Source organism: Paraburkholderia dipogonis, assembly GCF_046027395.1.
GTDB classification, from domain to species: Bacteria; Pseudomonadota; Gammaproteobacteria; order Burkholderiales; family Burkholderiaceae; genus Paraburkholderia; species Paraburkholderia dipogonis_A.
In genome coordinates, this window is the sequence record NZ_JAQQEG010000001.1 from 154,723 (window position 1) to 171,743 (window position 17,021).

19 protein-coding genes are annotated in these 17,021 nt (G+C 63.8%); 9 read left to right on the forward strand and 10 right to left on the reverse strand.

Annotated features, from left to right (window positions below; translation table 11 throughout):
- The first annotated feature begins 47 nt into the window (after window positions 1–47).
- Window positions 48–854, forward strand: a complete 807-nt coding sequence (locus PQR32_RS00670; RefSeq protein ID WP_408221657.1) for a MetQ/NlpA family ABC transporter substrate-binding protein — start codon at window positions 48–50, stop codon at window positions 852–854.
- Between the two features lie 120 nt (window positions 855–974).
- Here the strand turns inward: PQR32_RS00670 and PQR32_RS00675 are convergent, their stop codons facing one another.
- From PQR32_RS00675 to PQR32_RS00685, 3 genes are all read right to left on the reverse strand, one after another.
- On the reverse strand, window positions 975–2,090 hold the full coding sequence (locus tag PQR32_RS00675; protein ID WP_408221658.1) for a succinylglutamate desuccinylase/aspartoacylase family protein: 1,116 nt from the start codon (window positions 2,088–2,090) through the stop codon (window positions 975–977).
- A gap of 260 nt (window positions 2,091–2,350) precedes the next feature.
- Window positions 2,351–3,133 (reverse strand): ABC transporter substrate-binding protein, encoded by a 783-nt coding sequence (locus tag PQR32_RS00680; RefSeq protein WP_408221659.1) that lies wholly within the window; start codon window positions 3,131–3,133, stop codon window positions 2,351–2,353.
- Between the two features lie 379 nt (window positions 3,134–3,512).
- Complete coding sequence (locus tag PQR32_RS00685; protein WP_408221660.1) at window positions 3,513–3,755, reverse strand: hypothetical protein; 243 nt, start codon at window positions 3,753–3,755, stop codon at window positions 3,513–3,515.
- A 481-nt stretch (window positions 3,756–4,236) separates the two neighbouring features.
- Between PQR32_RS00685 and PQR32_RS00690 the strand changes: the two genes are divergently transcribed.
- The 5 genes from PQR32_RS00690 (at window position 4,237) to PQR32_RS00710 (ending at window position 8,783) form a co-directional block, all read left to right on the forward strand.
- Entirely contained in the window at window positions 4,237–5,385 is a 1,149-nt protein-coding gene (locus tag PQR32_RS00690) for an extracellular solute-binding protein (protein WP_408221661.1), read from the forward strand.
- On the forward strand, window positions 5,385–7,199 hold the full coding sequence (locus PQR32_RS00695) for a diguanylate cyclase domain-containing protein (RefSeq protein WP_408221662.1): 1,815 nt from the start codon (window positions 5,385–5,387) through the stop codon (window positions 7,197–7,199). The genes PQR32_RS00690 and PQR32_RS00695 overlap by 1 nt, the downstream gene beginning before the upstream one ends.
- Before the next feature lie 406 nt (window positions 7,200–7,605).
- On the forward strand, window positions 7,606–7,914 hold the full coding sequence (locus PQR32_RS00700; protein ID WP_408221663.1) for a hypothetical protein: 309 nt from the start codon (window positions 7,606–7,608) through the stop codon (window positions 7,912–7,914).
- 11 nt (window positions 7,915–7,925) lie between these two features.
- Window positions 7,926–8,318, forward strand: coding sequence for a hypothetical protein (locus PQR32_RS00705; RefSeq protein ID WP_408221664.1), 393 nt, complete (start codon window positions 7,926–7,928; stop codon window positions 8,316–8,318).
- Window positions 8,319–8,336: 18 nt separating this feature from the next.
- A complete protein-coding gene (locus PQR32_RS00710) occupies window positions 8,337–8,783 on the forward strand; it encodes a lytic transglycosylase domain-containing protein (RefSeq protein WP_132382234.1) in 447 nt (148 codons plus the stop codon).
- Window positions 8,784–8,844: 61 nt separating this feature from the next.
- On the opposite strand, the gene PQR32_RS00715 is transcribed toward PQR32_RS00710, so the two are convergent.
- From PQR32_RS00715 to phnG, 7 genes are all read right to left on the reverse strand, one after another.
- Window positions 8,845–9,978 carry an alpha-D-ribose 1-methylphosphonate 5-triphosphate diphosphatase gene (locus PQR32_RS00715; protein ID WP_408221665.1) on the reverse strand — a complete coding sequence of 378 codons (1,134 nt, stop codon included), beginning with the start codon at window positions 9,976–9,978 and terminating at the stop codon, window positions 8,845–8,847.
- Window positions 9,979–10,072: 94 nt separating this feature from the next.
- Window positions 10,073–10,837, reverse strand: coding sequence for a phosphonate C-P lyase system protein PhnL (gene phnL, locus PQR32_RS00720; protein WP_408221666.1), 765 nt, complete (start codon window positions 10,835–10,837; stop codon window positions 10,073–10,075).
- An 8-nt stretch (window positions 10,838–10,845) separates the two neighbouring features.
- On the reverse strand, window positions 10,846–11,616 hold the full coding sequence (phnK, locus tag PQR32_RS00725) for a phosphonate C-P lyase system protein PhnK (RefSeq protein ID WP_408221667.1): 771 nt from the start codon (window positions 11,614–11,616) through the stop codon (window positions 10,846–10,848).
- The gene (locus PQR32_RS00730) at window positions 11,613–12,545 is read right to left on the reverse strand and encodes an alpha-D-ribose 1-methylphosphonate 5-phosphate C-P-lyase PhnJ (protein WP_408221668.1); all 933 of its coding nucleotides are present in this window, start codon (window positions 12,543–12,545) and stop codon (window positions 11,613–11,615) included. The genes phnK and PQR32_RS00730 overlap by 4 nt, the downstream gene beginning before the upstream one ends.
- Window positions 12,542–13,684, reverse strand: coding sequence for a carbon-phosphorus lyase complex subunit (locus tag PQR32_RS00735; protein WP_408221669.1), 1,143 nt, complete (start codon window positions 13,682–13,684; stop codon window positions 12,542–12,544). The genes PQR32_RS00730 and PQR32_RS00735 overlap by 4 nt, the downstream gene beginning before the upstream one ends.
- The gene (gene phnH / locus PQR32_RS00740; RefSeq protein WP_408221670.1) at window positions 13,684–14,307 is read right to left on the reverse strand and encodes a phosphonate C-P lyase system protein PhnH; all 624 of its coding nucleotides are present in this window, start codon (window positions 14,305–14,307) and stop codon (window positions 13,684–13,686) included. Before phnH ends, PQR32_RS00735 begins: the two co-directional genes overlap by 1 nt.
- A complete protein-coding gene (gene phnG / locus PQR32_RS00745) occupies window positions 14,307–14,804 on the reverse strand; it encodes a phosphonate C-P lyase system protein PhnG (protein WP_408221671.1) in 498 nt (165 codons plus the stop codon). The genes phnH and phnG overlap by 1 nt, the downstream gene beginning before the upstream one ends.
- A gap of 181 nt (window positions 14,805–14,985) precedes the next feature.
- Here phnG and phnF point away from each other — a divergent pair, with 181 nt between their 5' ends.
- The 3 genes from phnF to phnN are packed head-to-tail and all read left to right on the forward strand — an operon-like array spanning window position 14,986 to window position 17,020.
- A complete protein-coding gene (gene phnF / locus PQR32_RS00750) occupies window positions 14,986–15,744 on the forward strand; it encodes a phosphonate metabolism transcriptional regulator PhnF (RefSeq protein WP_106304879.1) in 759 nt (252 codons plus the stop codon).
- Window positions 15,741–16,463, forward strand: coding sequence for a DUF1045 domain-containing protein (locus PQR32_RS00755; RefSeq protein WP_408221672.1), 723 nt, complete (start codon window positions 15,741–15,743; stop codon window positions 16,461–16,463). The genes phnF and PQR32_RS00755 overlap by 4 nt, the downstream gene beginning before the upstream one ends.
- Window positions 16,464–16,465: 2 nt before the next feature.
- Window positions 16,466–17,020, forward strand: coding sequence for a phosphonate metabolism protein/1,5-bisphosphokinase (PRPP-forming) PhnN (gene phnN / locus PQR32_RS00760; protein ID WP_408221673.1), 555 nt, complete (start codon window positions 16,466–16,468; stop codon window positions 17,018–17,020).
- The last annotated feature ends 1 nt before the right edge of the window (window position 17,021 follow it).

Here is a 17,021-nt window from a genome sequence, read left to right on the forward strand (position 1 = left end):
GCGTGCGACGATGCGCGCCTACCAACAAATCCCACGTGGGGCAACGCATGCAACGCCGGACAATCATCCAGAATCTGCTCGCTATCGCGGCCATCTCGCTGACGGCCACGTTCGCGCACGCGGACGACAAACAACTCAAGATCGGCACGATGAGCGGTCCCGACGCGCAAATCTGGTCGGTCGTGACGAAAGTGGCGGCGCGCGAAGGGTTGAACGTCAAGGTCATCGAATTCAACGATTACATTCAGCCGAACGCGGCGCTCGACGCCGGCGACCTCGACGCCAACGGTTTTCAGCACCAGCCGTTTCTCGACAGCCAGATCAAGCAGCGCGGCTACAAGATCGTCAACGTCGGCCTGACCTACGTGTCGCCGATGGGCTTCTATTCGAAGAAACTGAAGTCGCTCAAGGACTTGCCGGAAGGCGCGAAGGTCGGCATCCAGAACGATCCTTCGAATGGCAACCGTGCGTTGCTGCTTCTGCAGAAGTACGGCGTGATCAAGTTGAAGCCGGGCGTCGGCACGAACGGCGTCAATGCAACGCCGTTGGATATCGCTGAGAATCCGAAGAAGATCAAGCTGGTCGAACTCGACGCCGCGCAGCTGCCGCGCGCGCTCGGCGACCTCGACGCGGCGTCGATCAATACCGACTACGCGGTCAAGGCCGGCCTGCAGCCGACCAAAGACGCGATCGCGATCGAGGACCTCAAGGGCCCGTACGCGAATCTGATCGCGGTGCGCGAGCAGGACCGGAATCAGCCGTGGGTGAAGAAGCTGGTGGCGGCGTACGAGTCTGACGAAGTGCGCAAGTACATCGATACGCAATTCAAAGGCGCGATCATTCCGGCCTTCTGATCAGCGTTCGACAAGACGTTGCAATGTAAATCGCCCGCTGAATAGCGGGCGATTTACATTTCGGTTCAAGGCTTTACAGCCGCGCTGCGCGATAACGCGGCACAGCTCGCGGTTCAAGCCTTAGTTGCTCAACAACGAGCCGCTGCGGAACGCCTTCGCGCCGGCGATGCGCGCGAACTCCAGGCCGGCCGTCGCAAAGCGTGTCAAATGCCGGGCGTACAGCACGCCGGCCACGCTGCTCTTCAGCGTGACGACTTGCTCCGTGAGTGGATCGACGATATCGGCGATCTCATGGCCGATGTCGACCCAGGTGCCCACTTCGCAGCGATACACCAGCACGCCGCTCATCGGCGCGACAATCGGCTCGGCGCCGGCAAGCGGCGTGGCGGCGAATTCGAGCGTCGGCAGCGGGGCGGCCGTGCCGTCGATCACGCCACGCGAGGTCAGGTATTCGATAATCGCCTGGGCATCATGCTCGGCGTACTCGTACGACACTTCGCGCTGGCCGCGCAGTTCGATCGTCACCGAGATCGAGCCGTTCGGAATCGGGAAGCGGTCGCCGTAGCGGCCACGCAGATCCGACCAGCAGAAGCTGTGGATTTCGTCGAACGGGTTGCCCACCGAATTGAGCGCGAGCAGCGAGGCCTTGGCGTCCAGGTAGCAGGCGAGCGGCTCGACTTCCGGCCACAGATCCGGGTTCGTGTAGAGGTGCATCGCGGCTTCCCAGTCGCAATGCAGATCGAGCACGACGTCGGCGTCGTACGAGAGCTTTTGCAGCGCGAGGCGCTGCGATTCGAGTTCGGTTGCCGGCTTCTGCGCGTCGAGCGCCTCGCGCATGGCGGTGCGGATTGCCGTGCGGTTGGCGTCGACGTTGTCAGTCAGGCGCGACTCGATCACCGGCTGCACCAGCGCCGACAGATCGTGGAAATTGCGGTTGAAGTTCTGCGCGGTGTTGGTTTCGAAGCGCCCCGTCAGATGGCCGAGAAAGTGCTGATTCAGGCCGATCGGATTGGCCACCGGCACGATCACGACTTCGCCGCGAATCTTGCCGGCCGCTTCCAGCGCGCCCAGCTTGCGGCGCAGCGCCCATGACACCAGCATGCCGGGCAGCTCGTCGGCATGCAGCGACGACTGGATGTAGATCTTCTGCCCGCCGCCGGGACCGTAATGGAAACTCATGAGGTTGCGGGCGGTGCCGAGCGTCGGGGCAATCAGCGGATGGGTTTGGGTTTGCATGGTTTTCAAATCCGCGGCCAGGTGGGGCATGCCGCGCTATCTCGTTGATAACAGTGGGGAAACTTGGCTGGCGGCCGGTCAGTCTCGGGGCCGGCGGGTGGCGCCTCCTGGGCGCCTCGATCGCACGATCTTAGCCGATATGACGCAGTGTGTGGTTTTATGCGGCGCCGCAAATGAAACGGGCTCCGCATCTGGCGGAGCCCGTTTCTGCAAACCGGCAGGCGCGTCGTCAGACGCGCATGGCTGGCTTGGTTGCCAACTTAGCCGCCGTACACGTCGAAGTCGAAGTACTTCTTCTCGAGCTTCTTGTACGTACCGTCCTTGATGATGTCGGCGATCGCCTTGTCGACCTTCGCCTTCAGATCGGTGTCTTCCTTGCGCATGCCGATGCCTGCGCCGTTGCCGAGGATCTTCGGATCGTCGAGGTTCTTGCCGACGAATTCGAAGCCGGCGCCGCGCGGCGTCTTCAGGAAGCCGATTTCAGCTTGCACCGCGTCTTGCAGCGCTGCGTCCAGACGGCCCGACAGCAAGTCGGCATAAACCTGATCCTGATTCTGATACGGCACGACCTTCGCGCCCTTCGCTTCCCAGTACGTCTTCGCGTAGGTTTCCTGGATCGTGCCTTGTTCCACGCCAACCGTCTTGCCCTTGAGCGAGTCGGCCGTCGGCAGGATGCCCGAACCCTTCTTCGCCACGAGGCGCGTCGGCGTGTTGAACAGCTTGTTCGAGAAGGCGATCTGCTCGGCGCGTTGCGGCGTCATGGACATCGACGACAGCACGCCGTCGAACTTCTTCGCCTTCAGCGCCGGGATCATGCCGTCGAAGTCGTTTTCGACCCACACGCACTTGGCCTTCAGGCGCGCGCAGATTTCATTGCCGAGGTCGATATCGAAGCCAACGAGCTTGCCGTCCGAGCCCTTCGACTCAAACGGAGGGTAGCTGGCGTCAACGCCGAAACGGACGGTCGACCAATCTTTAGCGTGTGCGCCAATCGAGACGGTAGCAAGCAGAGCAACCGTCAAAGCCGCTAGCAGTTTTTTCACTGTTTAACTCCTCGTGTAGTTCAAATACGCCCGCATGCGGTTGTACCGCTGCGGGGCACCCGGCGCGACTCACGACCGGGCTTGGGTTGAAGCTGCCAGCCGGGGCGGCCAGCAGCGCGCGCCAAGCTTATCAGTTCAAAAAGATTGGGTAGCTAGTGAAACACCGGATGGCGCGTGAGGATAGCTTTTAAAGCCCGAATGTGGTGGAGATTCAAAAGCGGCTGCGATGCGTATTGGATGGATGGCCGCGCGCCTCGCAATGTAATCGCGTAGTAATGAAGTTGGCTAATTGCGTCCGTATTACGGTGGTCGGCCGAATGATGCGCGATTCAAGGCGCTCGGGCGCGGGCGGACTAAAAACCGGCGATTTACTCCTTATTTACTCCTTACCCAGCGGATCCGCGCGCCCGGCGCCGACCTCGCCGCACCATAGTTCGCCTTTGTCCATCCTCTGCGCGTCTTGCGCGGACATGCCCGCGCAGGTGCCGCGCATGTCCTGCGTCTCGCTTTCAGTGCGCGCGAGCGCGGCCCGGTTCAGTTCACCCTGAAGCCAACTGCCGAAGCACGCAATCGATCCGGCCGCGACGGCCACCCACATCCACTCTGTTTTGCTCAAGCGCATTGTCTGTTTCTTGTCCAACTCTTCGACTGCCCGGAAGACAGGCCGCGCGGCATCCGGCGACGCTGCCGTCGACCGCCGGCGGCGGACTGGGCAAGAGAGTTTATCGGCATCCGCGCGGGGGTTCTTTAGAAGCGGCGCTGGCGACGTCCGAATTCGCGATATTAAGCGCGGACTATCAAGCGCTATTACAGCGCTTGCGCGCATTTCAATCGATCAGCGGCGAGTTAAAGTTTCCGCATCAAGTGCCGTTAAATGCAGATGAGCGGGTTTGCTGCATCACGTCCGACCGGATATTTTTTTGGCTCTGGCTGAGCCAAAAACCAAAAATGGTTTCCTTAGCGCTATCATCGATGCTCCTCGCGCTCCGCTACACGCAGCATCGAGCGTATCTGTCTGAAGAAAGTCATCGAGCACCCCGTCCGCGGATCGAGTCCGCGTGTTTGCGTTCGTCGGAAAGGCCTTCTGCTAAACGGTGTTGGTTATGCACATGATGTTGACGGCAGATGAAAAGCGCTTTTGTAAACGATTCTTCCATCCACGAATCGCTGCCGCCCTGGCGCGCGCACGGTTGTCGTGTCGCGGCGTTTGTCCGGGATTTTTAACATTTCTGATCGGCGCGGTTATCTGCCTGGGCGTTTTTTCGGCCTCGCCGGTTAAAGCCGATGAAAAGATTCTGCGCGTGCTGGCATGGCCCGGTTACGCGGACGCCGACGTCGTGAGGAATTTCGAGGCGCGTTATCAAGCCAAAGTGGAAGTGACGCTGGTCGATTCCGACGAGGCGCTGTGGGCCCAGATGCACGTCAAAAACGCGCCGCCTTTCGACGTGCTCGCCGCCAATACCGCGGAAATCCAGCGCTACACGCAGGCGAATCTACTGGCGCCGCTCGATCTCGCCAGCTTGCCGAACACCAAAAAACAATTGCCGCGCTTTCAGGCGCTCGCGTCGATCGGCGGGCTCACGTCGGGCGGCAAGGCGTACGCCATTCCGTTCACGTATTCGTCGATGGGTCTGATCTACGACCGCAAGCAGGTCGCCGTGGCGCCGCGCTCCATGCGCGAATTATGGAATCCGCGCTACCGCGGCAAGGTGCTCGACTTCAACAGCGCGCAGCACAATTTCTCGTTCACGGCGCTGGCGCTGGGCTACCCCCATCCTTTTCAACTCGATGCCGGGCAGATGCGCGAGATTGCGCACAAGCTCGTCGATCTGCGCCGCAATCTGTTGACCTATTACACGTTGCCCGAGGAGGCGACCGCGTTTTTCATCCAGCATAAGGCTGCGCTGATGTTCGGCAACTACGGCACCCAGCAGGTCGAATTGCTGCGCCGCGCGGGCGCCGACGTCGGCTACGTGATTCCCGACGAAGGCGCGCTCGCGTGGCTGGATTGCTGGTCGATGACGCGCGCGGCGGCCGACCAGCCGCTGGCGCTCGCGTGGATCAATTACATGCTCGAACCGGACGTCAGCGCCTTGCTGACGCAACGCCAGGGACTCGCCAACACGTTGACGGCGCCTGCGGAAAACAGCGATAACGCGCGTATCGTGTGGATCGGCCCGGTCGAAGATATTCAGCGGCGCGAGGAGCTGTGGGCCAGAATCGTGTCCGGGGACCGGTCGGAGCGTTTTTGATGATACGCCCGGGGCTGACCTTCAAACTATCCGTGCTGCTTGCGTGCATCGGCGTGCTCGCGTCCGGCGCGACCGGCTATTACGCGTATCGCGCCAACCGCACGATGCTCGTGAACGAAGCCGAGCGCAGCCTGCTCACGTCGACGGAATTGCTCGGCCAGCGCTTTTCCACCTCGATCGACGATGTCGCCGCCGACGCGCTGGTGCTCGCGAGCATGCCGTCCACGGCGGAGGTTGCGCAGACCGACGACGGCGTCGGCCCGAACGTGGCGCGCGAACGGCTGGCGCAGGTGTATTCCAGTTTCATGGTGCATCACCCCGAGTACCTGCAGGTCCGTCTGATCACGCGTCAGCACTATGGGCTCGAACTGGTTCGCTTCGACCGCGACGCGGACGGCCTCGTGCGGGTCGAAGGGAACCAGCTGCAGGAGAAAGGCCAGTTCGCGTACGTGTTCGACACGCTGGCGTTTTCGCCGGGCCGCATCTACACCTCGCCGATCTCCGTCAACCACGAGTACGGCACGCATGCCGCGGAGGGCAAGCCGACCTTGCGGCTCGGCACGCCGGTGTCGAACGCCAATGGCGCGGTGGTGGGCGTGATCGTCATCGACATCGATCTGGCGAGTTTGTTCAAGCGCCTGCAAAGCGATTTGCCGAGCGACTATCAGGTCTATCTGGCTAACGAGTGGGGCGATTTCCTCGTTAATCCAGATGCGTCGAAAACCTTCGGCTTCGATCGCGGCCGGCGCGTGCTGATGCAGGACAGTTTCTCCGTCACCAAGCCGCTTTTCGAACAGACGCAAAGCGAGGTGCTGGTCAACGGCCTTGGGCGGCCACAGCAGGCCGCCGGCCAGGTGCTCGCTTTCGTGCGCAGGCCGTTCGGCGATCTGGAGGGCAACCGCTTCATCGTGCTCGGTCTTGCCAAGCCGCTCGAGGACGTCTTGTCCGGTGCGAATCTGCTTGGCAACAGAATCGTGCGCATGGTGCTGATATTCAGTGTGCTGGCGCTGTTCCTCGCCGTTCTCTTCGCGCGCGCGCTGACCAAGCCGCTGCACATTCTTGCGTACGCGGCGACGCATCTGTTCGCCGAGCACGCCATGGAAACGCTGCCGCTCAAACGGACCGACGAGATCGGCGTGCTGGCGCGCTGCTTCGACCGGCTGCGCCGCGAGATCAAATCGCAGATGGATGTGCTGCACACCAAGCAGCGCGAACTCGTGCATCTCGCCACGCACGACGTGCTGACCGGACTGCCGAACCGCGTGCTGTTCATGGAGAAGCTCGAAAGCGCAATCGACGAAGCGACGCGCCGTGAGGAAGGGTTGGCCGTGCTGTTCGTCGACCTGGACCACTTCAAGCAGATCAACGATCAGTTCGGCCATGCCGTCGGCGACAAGGTGCTTGTCGCGGTGGCGCGCCGCCTGAAGCAGCTGCTCTGTTCCGCGGACGTGGTGGCGCGTCTGGGCGGCGACGAGTTCATCGTGTTGATCGAGGGGCCGCGTTCGGCGGAGGCGGCGCCCGCGATCGCATCGCGGATCATGGTGACGTTGAACGAAGAACTGCGGGTGGACGGGCAGGGCATGACGGTGGGCGCGAGCATCGGCATCAGCCAGTTCCCCGACGACAGCGGCACGGCCGAAGAACTGCTGCTCAACGCCGACGCCGCGATGTACGCGGCCAAATCCGGCGGACGCTGCGCCTATATGCGCTATCACGATGTGCTCGAAATGCGTCGCCGCGAACAGTTCGAGCAGGCGCACGCGCAGTCAGGCGTTGGCGCAACGGAAGGGCGCGAGGCCGAGCCGACGGCGTGAGGGCGGCGCATGCGTCTCATGCGCCTGATCCGCTTGATCCGCCAGATGCGGCCGATGCGGCCGATGCGCCGAGCGCGCTTGCTACGGCTGGTTCCGCGCTTTCAACCTCACCAGGAGCTTCCTGCCTGCTTGCAAATGGCTTTCCGATCAGGCCACCCGCGTCTCACTCCCTCCAAAAATCGCGAGGCAACTTTGCCTCGATCCCCGCTTCGCCGAGAGTCGAAGCAATCGTTTGCGCCGATCTTGAGGCAAGTCTTTTTGATTTGCGCCGAAGCGTTTCCGCCATATCAACTTTGGCGCGTGCCTGCCGAAAACTCCGATATAGCAACGGATTTGACGGGAGACTTCCGTGAAGCGACAGATAGGGTTATTGGCTGCCGTTTTCGCGTTCGCCGGATGCGCCCAGATGCCTCCGCCGACTGCGGCCCATACGGACAAGGCGCCGAACGAGGTGATCAGTTTCGACATTCCGCCCGACGCGCTCGGCGCGCGCGATCCGCAACTCACCGCCGTGCTCGCCAAAGCGGGCGCGTTGGCGGCGGCGCAGTCGCAGCCAACGGTCGTTCTCGTGACCGCGCTGGGGCAGGACTTTGCGTACCTGAATCAGGCGGTGTGGAAGGGCGTGCCCTCGCAGCGCACGGCGCGCGTGAACTTCGAGAACCGCACCGCCGGTTTGGGCCAGCCGTATAGCGTGTCGATCAGGACGGTTCAATGAAGGAGGGCACCGTGACGGTTCGTATCATTCTGCTCGCGCTGGCCACGCTCCTGAGCGCGCCGGCCTTCGCTGGCCAGCCGGGCGCGGACCCGCAATCCGCCGGCGCATTTCCCGCCGCATTTCCTGCCGCGGCGGACAAGGTTTATCCGCCGTTGCCATCGCTCGCGATGCTCCCGCCGCCAGCCGCGGGCGACGACGACTTGCCGCTCAAGCCCGCTACGCATCGAAAGAAGCCGCATGTGACGGGTCAGGCGCAGGAGCACAGAAGTCCGCCGGGCCCGGTCGTGCGCATCGTCGTGTCGGACGCCTCACGTGCCTATCTCGACTCCGTGCAACGACAGATCGATCAGGCGCTGACCCGTCAATCTGGCGGCGACCCGACGCTCGCCACTCTTTTTCGCTAACTGGCGGAAGGATGCGTCATGTCCTTGAAGATCTTCCTTATTGCGCTCGCCTGCCTGTCGGTGTGCGGCGTCGCGCAAGCAGCCGACGACTGCTTCAACGAAGCCGCAGCTTATCAAGGCGTCAATCCTTGGGTGCTGCGAGCGCTTGCGTGGTACGAATCGAAGGGTGACGCGAGCGCGATACGGCAGAACGCAAATGGCTCGATCGATGTAGGTCAGTTGCAGATCAACTCGATTCACTTCGACGACCTCGCGCGCGAAGGCGTGCCGCATCGCGCGCTGATCGATCCGTGCGTGAACGTGTACGTGGCGGCCTGGCTGCTGAAGCAGAAGATGGTCAAGCACGGCAATACGTGGCGCGCGATCGGCGCGTACCACTCGGAAACGCCGAAACAGCGCGATGCCTACGCGCGTGGAATTCAGAAGGTGCTGGTGGCGTGGGGGCAGTTGCCGTCCACGCCTTGAGGATGCTCGCGAGGTGCGCACCGCGCGCCCGGCGAGCGATAAAAGCCCTATAAAAAAGCCTTCAAACGATTCGTGCCCCGCCGCGATATGTCGCGCGCGGCACCGGCAACTTATCGAGCATCGTCACGCGCACGAAGTCAGCACGCAAACCCGCTTCGATCGCGCCGCGGTCGTGCAAACCGGCGGTGCGCGCCGGCTCGGCGGAGACCGTCGCCATCGCGCGCGGCAAGCTCCAGCCGGCTTTGTCGACCAGTTCGAACACCGCGGTCATCAGGCTCGACGGCACGTAATCCGACGACAGGATATCGAGCAAGCCGGCTCGCGCCAGTTCGAGCGCCGACACGTTGCCCGAATGCGAGCCGCCGCGCACGATGTTTGGCGCGCCCATGATGGTGGAAATGCCGTGCTCGCGCGCGGCCTCGGCGGCGATGCGGGTGGTCGGGAATTCGGCGAGCACGATGCCTTCCTGCTTGGCCTGTTCGACGTGTTCGATCAGCGTGTCGTCGTGGCTGGCCACCGGAATGCCGAGGCGGTTGCAGCGCGCGACGATCTCGCGGCGGTGCGCATCGGCGTAACGCGCCTGTTCGACCGACAGTTCTGCTAGCGCGGTCGCGACATGTTCGTCGCTCAGCTTGCCGTTGCGCTCCTGGAAGCGGCGCCATTGCTCGCGGTCGTGCCACTGACGCTGACCCGGCGTGTGATCCATCACCGAGGCAAGCCGCAGCAACGGATGCGCGCACAGCGAGTCGAACACTTCCACCACGTCGGCGGTGGCGATTTCGCAGCGCAGATGCAGAAAGTGTTCGGCGCGCAGCAGCTTGCGCTCGGAAAACCGCGTCAGCGATGCGGCGCACTGCGTCTGCAGATCGCGGCCCCGCAGACCCACGTTCGTGCGCGAGCCGATGGCGAGCGCATCGAACACGGTGGTGATGCCGGCCGCGGCCACCTGCGCGTCGTGGATCACGAAGGCGGCATCGGTATTCCATTGCACGCCCGGACGCGGCGCGAGATGCTTCTCGAGATTGTCCGTGTGCAGTTCGATCAGGCCGGGCAACAGATAGTCGCCGTCCCAATCTTCGGCTTCAAGCGCGGTGGTCGTGCCGCGCTCGACGTCGCGAATCACGCCGTCTTCGACGCGTAGCACGCCGGTGAATACTTCGTCTCGCGTCACGATGCGAGCGTTCCTGATCAACATCGACTTGCTCCGTAGTCAGTCAGACTTGAGTGTGGCTGTGTGGGTGTTTCCGCATTGACGCCGCATGCGTCAGTGTAGTGCTGTTTCGTGTTGCTTAGTGACGCAGCGGCGGCTGCAGTTCCAGGCGGCGCGTGGCCACCTTGTTGCGCGTATCTTCGTCGTGAAAGATGCCGACGATCGCCGCACCGCGCTCACGCGCTTCGACGATCAGATCGGCGACCACGTCGCGGTTTTCCGCGTCGAGCGAGGCCGTCGGTTCATCGAGCAACAGCAGCGGATGCTCCGCGATCAAACCGCGCGCGATGTTCACGCGCTGCTGTTCGCCGCCGGAGAACGTAGCGGGCGCGAGCGACCACAGACGTTCCGGCACGTTCAATCTGGCCAGCAAGGCGGCGGCGCGCGAACGCGCTTCGTCTTCCGGCACGCCGCGCGAGAGCAGCGGCTCGGCGACGAGCGTGAGTGTCGCCACGCGCGGAATCACGCGCAGAAACTGGCTCACGTAACCGACCACGCCACGGCGCAGGCGCAACACGTCGTGCGGTTCGGCGCCGGTGATCGGCACGGGCTGGCCGTCATTCGCCGCATCGCGAATCGCAATCGAGCCGCTGCTCGCCAGATAATTGCCGTACAGGCAGCGCAGCAGCGTGCTCTTGCCCGCGCCCGATGGCCCGACCAGCACCACGCACTCGCCGCGCTCGACCTCGAGCGAGACGTCCGCGAGCGCTTCGATTTGCACGCCACCCTGGCCATGCAAAATAAACGTCTTGCCGATGCCGACCGCGCGCAGCATCAGCGCCGCGTTGTCGATGAACGCGCGCTCGCCGGCGCGCCCTTCACTGCTTGTTTCAATGGATCGCATTGTGAGCCTCAAACCGGCAGAACCGAGGAAACCAGCGTTTGCGTGTACGGGTGCTGCGGATCGTCGAGCACCTGATCGGTCAACCCCGCCTCGACGACTTCGCCGCCCTGCATGACCATCAATCGATGCGCGAGCAAACGCGCGACGCCGATATCGTGCGTGACGATCAGCACCGACAGATGCAGCGTGGACGTCAGCGTGCGCAGCAGATCGAGCAGACGCGCCTGCACCGACACGTCGAGACCGGCCGTGGGCTCGTCCATGAAGACGAGCCGCGGACTGGTGACGAGATTGCGCGCGATCTGCAGGCGTTGCTGCATGCCGCCTGAAAACGCTCCGGGAAATTCGTCGATGCGCGAGGCGTCGAGTTCGACGCGCTCCATCCACTGTGTGGCCGCGTAACGGATATCGCCATAGTGGCGCGCGCCGACGGCCATTAACGGCTCGCCGATATTCGCGCCGGCCGAGACGCCGCTGCGCAGTCCGTCGCGCGGATTCTGCTGGACGAAGCCCCACTCGGTGCGCATCAGCAAGCGGCGGCGCGGTTCGGACAGCGCGAGCAGGTCGAGCTGGTCGCCATGCGTGGCCGTGTAGTGAAGCGAGCCGCTGTCGGCCGCGGTTTTCAGCGCGAGCGTGTTGAGCAGCGTGGTCTTGCCCGAGCCGGATTCACCGACGATGCACAGCACTTCGCCCGGATACAGATCGAAACTGACGTTCCTGCAGCCGTTGCGGCCGCCGTATTGTTTGGTGAGCGAGCGGGCGCTCAGGAGCGGCGTCATGCGGGCTCTCCTTTGCGTGCTTCGCGCGACGGCAGATCGAGGTCCGCGTCGCCGCGGCGTTCGTGGCAGTAGTCGCTATCGGAGCAGACGAACATGCGTTTGCCGGCGTCGTCCACGATCATTTCGTCGAGGAAGCTCTCCGTCGATCCGCACAGCGCGCACGCGTGCTGCCACTTCTGCACTTCGAACGGATGATCGTCGAAGTCGAGGCTGCGCACCGGCGTGTACGGTGGAATCGCGTGAATGCGCCGTTCGCGGCCGGCGCCGAACAATTGCAGCGCGGGGTTCATATGCATCTTCGGGTTGTCGAACTTCGGAATCGGCGAGGGCGAAGCGAGGTAGCGATGGTTGACGATCACCGGGTAGTCGTAGGTGGTCGCGATGCTGCCGTGATGCACGATATCCTCGTAGAGCTTCACGCTGATCAGGCCGTAATCGGCGAGCGCATGCAGCTTCTTGCATTCGGCGACGCGCGGTTCCAGGCGAAAGAGCGGCTCGGGCATCGGCACCTGATAGACGAGAATCTGCTTGTCGGTGAGCGGCGCTTCGGGAATGCGGTGACGGGTCTGGATGATCGTCGCGTCGACCGTGCGGCGCGTGGTCGCCACGCCGGTGGTGCGCGCGAAGAAGCGGCGGATGTTGACCGCGTTGGTGGTTTCGTCGGAGCCCTGGTCGATCACCTTCAGCGTGTCCTGCCTGCCGATGATCGCCGCGGTCACCTGAATGCCGCCGGTACCCCAGCCGAACGGCAGCGGCATTTCACGCGAGGCGAACGGTACCTGATAACCCGGCACCGCAACGGCCTTGAGCAAGGCGCGGCGCAGCATGCGCTTGGTCTGTTCGTCGAGGTACGCGAAGTTGTAGCCATCGGCGGCGCTGTCGTATGACGCGGTAGACGCGATGGCGAGAGATGTGTCGGGCGCGTTCATGCTGCCTGCTCCTGCTGAGCGTTGGGTTGATCCTCACTCTGCGTAGCGTGCTCGGCGCGCAAGCGGCGCACGAGTTCCAGCTCCGACTGAAAGTCGACGTAGTGCGGCAGCTTCAGATGTTGCACGAAACCGGACGCTTCGACGTTGTCGCTATGCGAGAGCATGAATTCGATATCCTGCGTCGGCGAGGCAAGCGTTTCACCGAGTTCTTCGGCGCGCAACGCGCGATCCACGAGCGCCATCGCCATTGCCTTGCGTTCCGAGTGGCCGAACGCGAGGCCGTAGCCTTGTGTGAACGTCGGCGGGACATCGCCGCTGCCGGCGAACTGGTTGATCATCTGGCATTCGGTAATGTCGATGTCGCCGATTTCGACCGTTTCGCCTAGCTCGTCGAGTTCCATTTCCACGGCGATCGTGCCGAAGCGGATCTCGCCCGCGAACGGATGCGAGTGCGCGTAGCCGCGCTGCGTCGCGTAACCCATCGCAAGCAGAAAGCCTTCGTCGCCGCGCGCAAGATTTTGCAGGCGCGTGGCGCGGCTCGCGGGAAAGGCGAGCGGCTCGCGCGACAGGTCGCCGGGCTCCGGCGCGTTCGGCGTGGGACGTTCCTGTTCGATCAGCCCTTCCTTGTCGAGCAGGCTGACGACGCGCGGCATTGCTTCTGATTCAGGCGCGGTGGTTTGGCTCGAAGACGACGGCGCCACGCTCACTGCCGCATTTCCATCGGCATGGCCGTCAGCGAGCAACGCGAAATCCAGCAGACGCTGCGTGTAATCGTAAGTCGCGCCCAGCAACTGTCCACCGGGCACGTCCTTGAAGGTCGCCGAAATGCGGCGCTCTACCTGCATCGCTTCGGTATCGATCGGCTGCGTGTAGCCGAAACGCGGCAGCGTGGTGCGATACGCACGCAGCAGAAAGATCGCTTCGACCAGGTCGCCTGCGGCTTGCTTGATGGCGAGCGCGGCGAGTTCTTCATCGTAGACCGAGCCTTCGGTCATCACACGCGCCACTGCGAGGCGCAATTGTTCGCGAATCTGCGCGACGCTGAGTTCGGCCAGCCGCGTGTCCCCGCGGCGAGCCTTGTCGAGCAGACGCCACGACGCTTCGATCGCGCGTTCTCCACCCTTGACGGCAACGTACATCAGTTCACCTTCGCTTGAGTTGTGCGCGGCAGGCCGATCAGGCGCGCGCCGCAGACGAGATAACAATCGACACCGCAAGGAAAGAGCGGCGCGAGCGCGGCACGTTCGCGCCAGAAATGCCCGGGCAGGCCGACGGGCGCAATCGTCGCCGTGTGCTGGATGCCCGGGCCGCTCAGCACGACCGGCGCGCCGCCCGTCAGCGCTTCGACGCGAATCAGCAGCGTGACCGATTGCTCGGGCGATTCCGCGGCGCCGAGTGCGAAGCTCTCCAGCGGCGGCAACGCGCCGGCGTCGTGGATATAGGCAAACGCGGCTTGTCCCGGTTCGTCGACGAGCGGCGCGCCGGTATGAAAGCGCAACGCCGAACCCAGGGCCGTATCGGGTTGTGCGAGCCACACGGGCGTCGCGTAGTCGCAGAGTGCGAGCAGCGCGGCGAAGCCGGCGAGTTCGGCGCGCGTGGCCCGCACTTCGGGCAGAACGTTCTCGACCACGCCGACCGTGCCCGGCCGCGACAGCGCGTCGAGCAGGGTGCGGAACACCGCCTGGGTGTCGTGCACCGGGTCGGCGAAACCCGGTGCTAAGGTGGATAACGCGGTAGACAATGCAATCTGTGTGTTTTCCATCAGTCGCCCCGGACCATCGTAAAGAATTCGACGCGCGTGGCCGCGGCGTCCTGTTGCCGCCCGGCACGTTTCGCGGCTTGCTGCGCGGCAAACGGCTCGATCAGTTGCTTATGCAAGACGGCGTGATGCTCAGGCATTTGCAGGAGCGCGTCCGCGAGCGCAGCCAGTTCGGCGCGCCGGCGGTCGCGGCCCAGATGACACGCCACGCCGACCGCCGCGGCAGCGTCGCCCGACGCGCGCAGCCGCAAGGTGGCGCGCGTTACCGTGGCTTCGCCGAGATTGAACGGATCGCCGCTGCCGCCGACGCGCCCGCGCACCATCGCGAGGCCGATCTCGGGCGGCCGCAGCCAGTCATATGTCGGTGTGGGGATGTTATGCAGCGCGCGCGCTAACCCGGCTTCGAGATCGGCGCGCGGCGTGCGGGCCAGGACGGCCATCCATGCGCGCCGGACAGCCGATGGCGGAGCGGAGGAAGGCGAGGCGGAAGTGGCACTCATCGAATTTCCTGTTGATCCAGCGAGTAGACATTTGACCATCTATTCATCTAAACGTCTAGACGTTTAGGGGTATGCTTGTCGAGCCGTGTAGCGCATGACGGCCGTTTCATATTTCCATCACGGCTTGCGCACTACAATGCACGTCATAGCGAATATTTGAACCCAAGGGAATGACAGCACCATGACATCGAACGACAACGCGACGCCGGGCACGATGCTCGAACGCGGCGCGGGCGTTGCCGTGTGGCGGCAGATCGAGCAGATCCTGGCGGCGGAAATCGCCGCCAGCGGCTTCGGCGAAGAAGGGCGCCTGCCGAGCGAGGGCGAACTCGCCAAACGCTTCGACGTGAACCGGCATACCGTGCGCCGGGCCATGCTGGGTCTTGCGGCGCTAGGCCTCGTCAGCGTCGAGCAGGGGCGCGGCACCTTCGTGCAACCCGGCGCCATCGACTATACGATTGGCCGCCGCACGCGGTTTACAGAAAACTTGCGCCAGCAGCATCACGCGGCGGCGGGCACGATGTTGTCGGCCGCGCGCGTGAAGGCCGAGCCGAGCGTCGCGAAGGCGCTGAGTCTGCGCGCCGGTGCTTCGGTTTATCGGATCGAATCGCTGCATGAATCCGACGGCGTGCCGCTTACGTTCGCGCGCAACTGGTATCCCGCGGCGCGTTTCGCGGATCTGCCGGAAGTGCTGGAGCGCACCGGCGGCATCACCAAGGCCATGGCGGAATTCGGCGTGAACGACTATCTGCGCAAGTGGAGCCGTATCGGCAGCGTGTTGCCCGAGCCGGAGGTGGCGCGGCGTTTGAATATCAACCGTCAGCAACCGGTGCTGTGGGTCGAAAACGTCGATGTCGATCTGCAAGGCACGCCGGTCAAATACGGCTTCACGCACTTTGCCGCCGACCGCGTGCAACTGCTGGTGGAGCACGACTTATGAGCGGCGTGGAATGGAGCGCCGAGGCTCGTTTCGCTGTGTATTACGCGCCGTCGCGTGAATCGGCGTGGTGGCAGGCCGGGTCGGCGTGGCTAGCGCGCGACGCGGAGAGCGGCGAGCGGTGCGAAGCGCCGCAACCTCCCGACTTGACGCGTCCCCTCGCAGAACTCACCGAAGCGCCGCGCCGCTACGGTTGGCACGGCACACTGGTCGCGCCGTTTCGACTCGCCGACGGCGTGACGCAGGCACACGTATTGCAAGCCACGCGTGAATGGGCGCAGACGCAAAGCGCATTCGCGTTGCCGGTGGAAGCCGCGACGCTCGGCGATTTCGTTGCATTGCGGCCTGCCGATGCGCCAGGCGAAGCCGGCATTCGCGACGTGGCCACGAGTGCGTTGCAAACGCTCGATGCCTTACGCGCGCGGCAATCCGCGGCCGACCTGGCGCGCCGTTTGGCGGCCCCGCTCAGCGAACGGCAACGCGCGCTGCTGATCGAATGGGGTTATCCGTACGTGTTCGACGAATTCCGTTTTCACATGACGCTCTCCAGTTCGCTCGCCGATGCGCAGGAGCGCGCCACGCTGGTCGCATGGTGGCAAGCGCGAATGTCCGCGCTCGGGCCGTTGCTTGTCGATCACGCCGCGCTCTTCGTCGAACCGGCGCCCGGCGAGCCGTTCGTATTGTGGCAACGTGTGCCGTTCCGGACCGACGAGGTGAAATAACAATGACAGGTCGTTTGATCTACGTAATGGGGCCGTCCGGCGCGGGCAAGGATTCGTTGCTGGAGTTCGCGCGCAAGCACTTGATGGGCGAGCCGATTCTGTTCGCGCATCGCTACATCACGCGGCCGAGCGGCAATGGTGAGGCGCATGTGGCATTGAGCGTCGAAGAGTTCGCGGCGCGTTCCGTGCTCGGCCTGTTCGCGCTCGAATGGTCGAGCCACTCGCTGCGCTATGGCATCGGTATCGAACTCGATGCGTGGCTTGCACGCGGCTGCACGGTGGTCGTCAATGGCTCGCGCCAGCATTTGCAGCACACGTTGGCGCGCTATCCGAACACGGAGGTCGTGCACGTGGACGCCGCGCCGCATATTCTCGAAGCCCGGCTCGGCGCGCGGGCGCGCGAGTCGGCGGAACAGGTGGCGGCGCGGCTCGCGCGCCGCGCGCCGTTCTCGTTGCCGGATGGCGTGCGCTGCACCACGATCGACAATTCAGGCGAGCTGGACGAAGCCGGGCATGCGTTGATTGCGTTCCTGAAGGCGGAAGCCGACGTTCAGTAAG